This is a genomic window from Vibrio sp. 10N.222.46.A1 (assembly GCF_041473595.1).
Taxonomy (GTDB): domain Bacteria; phylum Pseudomonadota; class Gammaproteobacteria; order Enterobacterales; family Vibrionaceae; genus Vibrio; species Vibrio tasmaniensis_A.
In genome coordinates, this window is record NZ_JBFRSN010000061.1 from 1 (window position 1) to 7,060 (window position 7,060).

5 protein-coding genes are annotated in these 7,060 nt (G+C 44.1%); all 5 read left to right on the forward strand.

The features are described from left to right. Positions 1-54 precede the first annotated feature (54 nt). Complete coding sequence (gene clpP, locus AB4496_RS02445) at positions 55-681, forward strand: ATP-dependent Clp endopeptidase proteolytic subunit ClpP (RefSeq protein ID WP_004736080.1); 627 nt, start codon at positions 55-57, stop codon at positions 679-681. A gap of 81 nt (positions 682-762) precedes the next feature. Then, positions 763-2,043, forward strand: a complete 1,281-nt coding sequence (gene clpX / locus AB4496_RS02450) for an ATP-dependent protease ATP-binding subunit ClpX (protein WP_009847283.1) — start codon at positions 763-765, stop codon at positions 2,041-2,043. A gap of 132 nt (positions 2,044-2,175) precedes the next feature. After that, a complete protein-coding gene (gene lon, locus AB4496_RS02455) occupies positions 2,176-4,527 on the forward strand; it encodes an endopeptidase La (RefSeq protein ID WP_009847282.1) in 2,352 nt (783 codons plus the stop codon). Positions 4,528-4,697: 170 nt separating this feature from the next. Continuing rightward, positions 4,698-4,991, forward strand: coding sequence for an HU family DNA-binding protein (locus AB4496_RS02460; RefSeq protein WP_012604504.1), 294 nt, complete (start codon positions 4,698-4,700; stop codon positions 4,989-4,991). Positions 4,992-5,211: 220 nt separating this feature from the next. Next, on the forward strand, positions 5,212-7,060 hold a 1,849-nt coding region (gene ppiD, locus AB4496_RS02465), incomplete at its 3' end, for a peptidylprolyl isomerase (protein ID WP_372130548.1).

Consider the following 7,060-nt stretch of genomic DNA (forward strand, 5'->3'; position numbering starts at 1 on the left):
CAATGGTCCGTATGATTTAATCATTCGGGCCATTTATTTTAGGGACATAAGAATATGAGCTACCAAGAAAAAAATACAATGCCATCGATTATGGACGCACTAGTTCCTATGGTGGTTGAACAGACTTCCCGTGGTGAACGTTCTTACGATATTTATTCTCGTCTATTAAAAGAACGTATCATTTTCTTAACAGGTCAAGTGGAAGACCACATGGCAAATCTTGTCGTGGCTCAACTGCTTTTCTTGGAATCAGAAAACCCAGACAAAGATATCTATCTTTACATCAACTCACCTGGCGGTAGCGTAACAGCGGGCATGTCTATCTATGACACAATGCAGTTCATCAAGCCAAACGTGAGCACAGTATGTATGGGTCAAGCTTGCTCTATGGGTGCATTCTTACTAGCGGGTGGTACTCCGGGTAAGCGTCACGTGCTTCCAAACTCACGTGTAATGATTCACCAGCCACTTGGCGGCTTCCAAGGCCAAGCGTCTGATATTCAAATTCACGCGCAAGAGATCCTAACGATCAAGCAAAAGCTAAACAAACTATTGGCAGAGCACACAGGTCAGCCTCTAGAGGTTGTTGAGCGTGATACAGATCGTGACAATTTCATGTCTGCTGATCAGGCTGTAGAATACGGTTTGGTGGATTCAGTTCTTAATCACCGCGGTCAATAATTGCAGGGCAATTGTTTAACGCAAAGTGATTCAAATTGATATACACTCAAACATAGAGAGTAAAGGCTAAGAGGTTAGCGAATGACAGATAAAAGCAAAGAGGGTGGTAGCGGTAAATTGCTTTACTGCTCTTTCTGTGGCAAAAGCCAGCACGAAGTTCGCAAGTTAATCGCAGGTCCTTCTGTTTACATTTGTGATGAATGTGTCGATCTTTGTAACGACATTATTCGTGAAGAAATTAAAGATGTTCTTCCAAAGAAAGAATCGGAATCGCTGCCAACGCCGCGTGAGATTCGTGAGCATCTTGACGACTATGTAATCGGTCAAGAATACGCGAAAAAAGTGCTAGCAGTTGCAGTATATAACCACTACAAGCGTTTACGTAATGGTGATACGACGGCTGAAGGCGTAGAGCTAGGTAAGAGTAACATTCTTCTTATCGGTCCTACTGGTAGTGGTAAAACCCTACTGGCTGAAACACTGGCTCGTTTCCTAGACGTTCCTTTCACAATGGCAGATGCAACAACACTAACCGAAGCGGGTTATGTGGGCGAAGATGTTGAAAACATCATCCAGAAGTTGCTTCAGAAATGTGATTACGACGTAGCGAAAGCGGAACGCGGCATTGTTTACATCGATGAAATCGATAAGATTTCTCGTAAAGCTGAAAACCCATCGATCACGCGTGACGTGTCTGGTGAAGGTGTACAGCAAGCTCTATTAAAACTTGTTGAAGGTACAGTGGCTTCAGTTCCACCTCAAGGTGGTCGTAAGCATCCACAGCAAGAGTTCTTGCAAGTGGACACGTCTAAGATCCTATTTATCTGTGGTGGTGCGTTTGCCGGCCTAGATAAAGTGATTGAGCAACGTGTAGAAACAGGTTCAGGTATCGGCTTTGGCGCAGAAGTGCGTTCAAAAGACGAAACCAAAACTATCGGTGAACTGTTCACTCAAGTAGAACCTGAAGATCTAGTGAAGTATGGTTTGATTCCAGAATTCATTGGTCGTCTACCTGTTACAACAACACTGACAGAGCTTGATGAAGAAGCGCTAATCCAAATCCTTTGTGAGCCAAAGAATGCACTGACAAAACAGTACGCTGCATTATTTGAACTTGAGGATACAGAGTTAGAATTCCGTGAAGACGCCCTACGCGCAATTGCGAAGAAAGCAATGAACCGTAAAACGGGTGCTCGTGGTCTACGCTCTATCTTGGAAGGTGTTCTACTAGAAACTATGTACGAACTGCCATCTTCAACTGATGTAAGCAAGGTTGTGATTGATGAGTCGGTAATTAATGGTGAGTCAGAACCACTATTGATTTACAGTAACTCAGATAACCAAGCAGCTGTTGCAGAGTAGGTCTTTTTAAGACTACACACTCAAATTGAAAAAGGAGGTAAGCAATTACCTCCTTTTTTTTATTCTTCCATTGAATCCAGTCGTTTAAGCCCCATATACTGCTTTATAAGTTAAAGCGGAAGAGAGAAATATATGAACTTGGAACGTTCCGAGCGTATCGAAATCCCCGTGCTACCTCTACGTGATGTAGTGGTTTACCCACACATGGTTATTCCATTGTTTGTTGGTCGTGAAAAATCGATTACTTGCCTTGAATCGGCAATGGAAGCTAACAAACAAGTACTACTTGTAGCGCAGAAAGAAGCGGACACTGATGAGCCTTCAATCGACGACCTATTTAACGTAGGTACAGTCGCTACTATTCTTCAGTTGCTAAAGCTGCCAGATGGTACCGTAAAAGTACTTGTCGAAGGTCAGCAGCGTGCAAAAATTCACCAGTTCAAAGAGAGTGAGTTTTTCTTAGCGGATGCCGAATACGTTGTAACCTCAGAACTTGACGAAAAAGAACAAGAAGTGGTTGTTCGCAGTGCGATCAATCAATTCGAAGGCTTTATTAAGCTGAACAAAAAGATTCCACCAGAGGTTCTAACCTCGCTGAACGGTATTGATGAGGCTGCTCGCCTTGCTGATACGATTGCTGCGCACATGCCACTTAAACTGGTAGATAAGCAGCACGTTCTAGAAATTTCAGATGTGACGGAACGCCTGGAATTCTTGATGGGCCAAATGGAGTCAGAAATTGATATCCTGCAAGTTGAAAAACGCATCCGTGGCCGCGTTAAGAAACAGATGGAAAAGTCTCAGCGTGAGTACTATCTGAATGAGCAAATGAAAGCGATTCAGAAAGAACTGGGCGAGATGGACGACGCGCCTGATGAATTCGAGACTCTGAAGAAGAAGATCGAAGATTCTAAGATGCCTCAAGAAGCTCGTGAAAAAACTGAGCAAGAACTGCAAAAACTGAAAATGATGTCGCCAATGTCTGCTGAAGCAACAGTAGTACGTAGTTACATTGATTGGATGGTAGGCGTTCCTTGGGCTAAGCGTTCAAAAGTTAAAAAGAATTTAGCGAAAGCGGAAGAGATCTTAAACGAAGATCACTACGGCTTAGAACGTGTTAAAGAACGTATTCTCGAATACTTGGCAGTACAAAACCGTATCAACAAACTTAAAGGTCCAATCCTTTGTCTTGTTGGTCCTCCTGGTGTTGGTAAAACTTCACTAGGCCGTTCGATTGCCGCGGCAACGGGTCGTAAGTACACACGTATGGCGCTAGGCGGCGTTCGTGATGAAGCTGAGATTCGTGGTCACCGTCGTACGTACATCGGTTCACTTCCGGGTAAATTAATCCAGAAGATGTCTAAAGTTGGTGTTAAGAACCCACTGTTCCTATTAGATGAAATCGATAAGATGTCTTCTGATATGCGTGGCGACCCATCTTCTGCGCTTCTAGAAGTACTAGACCCTGAGCAAAACAACGCATTTAACGATCACTACCTAGAAGTCGATTACGATTTATCTGATGTGATGTTTGTTGCAACGTCTAACTCGATGGATATTCCGGGCCCACTATTGGACCGTATGGAAGTGATTCGCCTGTCGGGTTACACAGAAGATGAAAAGCTGAACATTGCCAAGAGCCACCTATTGGACAAGCAAGTTCAACGCAACGGTCTTAAGCCTCATGAGATTGAGATTGAAGACTCTGCAATCATCGGCATCATTCGTTACTACACGCGTGAAGCGGGTGTGCGTAGCCTAGAGCGTGAAATCTCTAAGATCTGTCGTAAAGCAGTGAAGAATATCTTGTTAGGCAGCGACCTTAAATCTGTAACGGTTAACATTGATAACCTGAAAGAGTACTTAGGTGTGCAACGTCATGACTTCGGTAAAGCGGATGAAAGCAACCGTATCGGCCAAGTAACTGGCTTAGCATGGACGCAAGTAGGTGGCGATCTACTGACCATCGAAACTGAATCAATGCCAGGTAAAGGTAAGCTAACGCAAACCGGTTCACTAGGCGATGTGATGAAAGAGTCGATTCAAGCGGCAATGACAGTGGTTCGCTCTCGTGCGGAAAATTTGGGTATTAACACCGATTTCTACGAGAAACGTGACATTCATGTTCACGTACCGGAAGGTGCAACGCCAAAAGATGGCCCGAGTGCGGGTATCGCAATGTGTACTGCATTGGTCTCTAGCTTAACGGGTAACCCTGTAAAAGCAGAGGTTGGTATGACCGGTGAAATTACCCTTCGTGGTGAAGTTTTACCTATCGGTGGCTTGAAAGAAAAGCTGCTTGCAGCGCACCGCGGTGGTATTAAAACGGTCTTGATTCCTAAAGACAATGAACGTGATTTGGAAGAGATTCCAGACAACGTAATCGCTGACTTGAAGGTGATTCCGGTTCAATGGATTGATGAAGTACTGAAAGTCGCACTAGAACGAGATCCGTCAGGGGTCGAGTTCGACGTGAAAAAATAGTGATGCATAGCAAAAATAAGTAAAGAATTACGCTGATAGACCCGAAAAGGCTTGTCAGCGTTTTTTTTGGACGCTAAGTTATTCGACTAAAGCGGCAGCCCTTTTGTAATAAGGCTTGCGGCTAAATTAAAACCAAAATGGAACGTACAGTCATCGAGAAGTAGTCACAGATGACACATAGGGGAAAAACAGTGAATAAAACACAACTAGTAGAATCAATCGCAGAAAACGCAGACATCTCTAAAGCTTCAGCTGGTCGCGCTCTAGACGCTTTCATCGAAGCAGTTGGCACAACGCTACAATCAGGCGACCAAGTTGCACTTGTTGGCTTTGGTACTTTCAGTGTTCGTACTCGTGCTGCTCGTACAGGTCGTAACCCAAAAACTGGTGAAGAGATCCAAATCGCAGAAGCTAAAGTACCTGGCTTCAAAGCGGGTAAAGCACTTAAAGACGCATGTAACTAATTTTTGTTGCTGAAACCTCGAGTTTTGTGAGGGGAAGGCAGTAATATGCGTTTACTGTTTGAACAATGATGTTTCATTTTTAAACAGTATATGTGCAAAGCACATTGAACTTATTTAAATTATGCGCATCCTACTGATGCGCATTTCTTTTTCTGATAATATCGCGTGAATAGATTTTTATTTTGAAGCCAATGCTTCATATCCGGAGAGCACTTAAATTATGATGGATCGATTACGCGAAGGCGTGAATAGCATCGCGGTAAAAATTATCCTTGGGTTGATTATCCTGTCATTCGTATTCGCAGGTGTAGGCAGCTACATCACCGGTGGCGGTAACAACGCAGCAGCTAAAGTTGGCAACACAGAAATTGCTCGTGGTGAGTTCGAACAAGCTTACCAAAACGAACGTAATCGCATGCAATCTCAACTTGGCGATTACTTCGCTCAAATGCTTGCAGACCCTACATACGTTGAGTCTTTCCGTAAGTCAGTACTTGATCGCATGATCAACGATGTTCTACTTGAGCAGCAAGCAGAGTCTCTAGGCCTACGAATCAGTGATTCTCAAATCCGTACCATGATTCTAGAAATGCCTCAGTTCCAAACGGCTGGTCAATTTGACCAAGAAGTTTACCAATCGGCATTACGTCGTGCAGGTTTCAGCGCAGAAAGCTTCGCTGAATACATGCGTCGTGACCTAATGCGTAACCAGCTTGTTACTGCACTTCAAGGCAGTGAATTTGTTCTTCAAGGCGAAATTGATATTCAGAGCAAGCTTATTGCTCAAACTCGTGACATTCGTACAGTGACACTGTCTGTTGCTGACCTAGCGAAAAATATCGAGTTAACTGACGAGCAAATCGAACTGTACTACCAAGAGAACCCTGCGGCTTACACTCGTCCAGAGCAGGCCAAGGTGTCTTACATCGAACTTTCTGCTGAAGCTCTTAAATCGCAGCTTGAAGTTAGCGATGAGGAAGCACAGAAATACTACCAAGAGCACCTAGACAAGTACTCTACTGAAGAGCAACGCAAAGTTAGTCACATCCTAGTTCAAGGTGATGACGAAGCGAAAGCACAGTCTATCTTAGACGAGCTAAATGCAGGCGCTGATTTTGCTACGCTAGCAGAAGAGAAATCTGACGACTTCGGTAGTGCAGACGTTGGCGGTGACCTAGGTTGGATTGAACGTGATGTTATGGACCCAGCATTCGAAGACGCGGCTTTCGCTCTTGTGAATATTGGCGATACAACTGGCCTAGTTAAATCTGATTTTGGCTACCACATCATCAAGCTAGATGAACTAAAAGCATCTCAAGCTCAGCCTTACACTGAAGTAGCGGCAGAGATTAAGACAGAGCTTCTAGACCAACACGCAGTTGATCAGTTCTACGAGCAACAGACTGAACTTGAAAAAGTAGCGTTTGAATTCCCAGATTCTCTAGACGACTCTGCTGAAGCTATCAACGCAAAGATCACGACGACTGATTTCATCTCTCAAGCTGATGCTCCAGAAGTTCTGATGACGCCTGCAGTAATGCAAGCTATCTTGAGCCCTGAAGTGAAAGAAGACGGTTTGAACTCTGAAGTTATCGAAGTGGCTCCTGAGCACGTTATTGTTGTACGTGTAGAAGAGACTCGCGACGAAACAGTTCTTCCTTTAGCAGAAGTGAAAGATCAAGTTGTAGCTGCATTGTCTGCTGTAAAAGCAGAGCAACAAGCGGTAGAGCTAGGTGTTTCTCTAGTGAACGAACTCAAGCAAGGTAATGAAGCGGTACTGGCGGATAACAGCCTTGAGTTTACTGAACTTGAAACCATTGACCGTAATTCTCCATTAGCTGCATCTGTATTCGCTCTAGTGAAACCAGAAGCCGGCCAAGCTGTGTTCGGACAATCTAAAGACCAAGACGGTAACATCGTTGTTGTTGAGCTTTCTAAAGTAACGGCTGAAATCAACCCTGCTTACAGCACACAACTTGGTGCACAGTTAGAGCGCGTTGGTAATCAACAAGACCTTACTAATGTACTAAACGTACTGCGTAAAAATGCAGACGTTGAATACTACATCG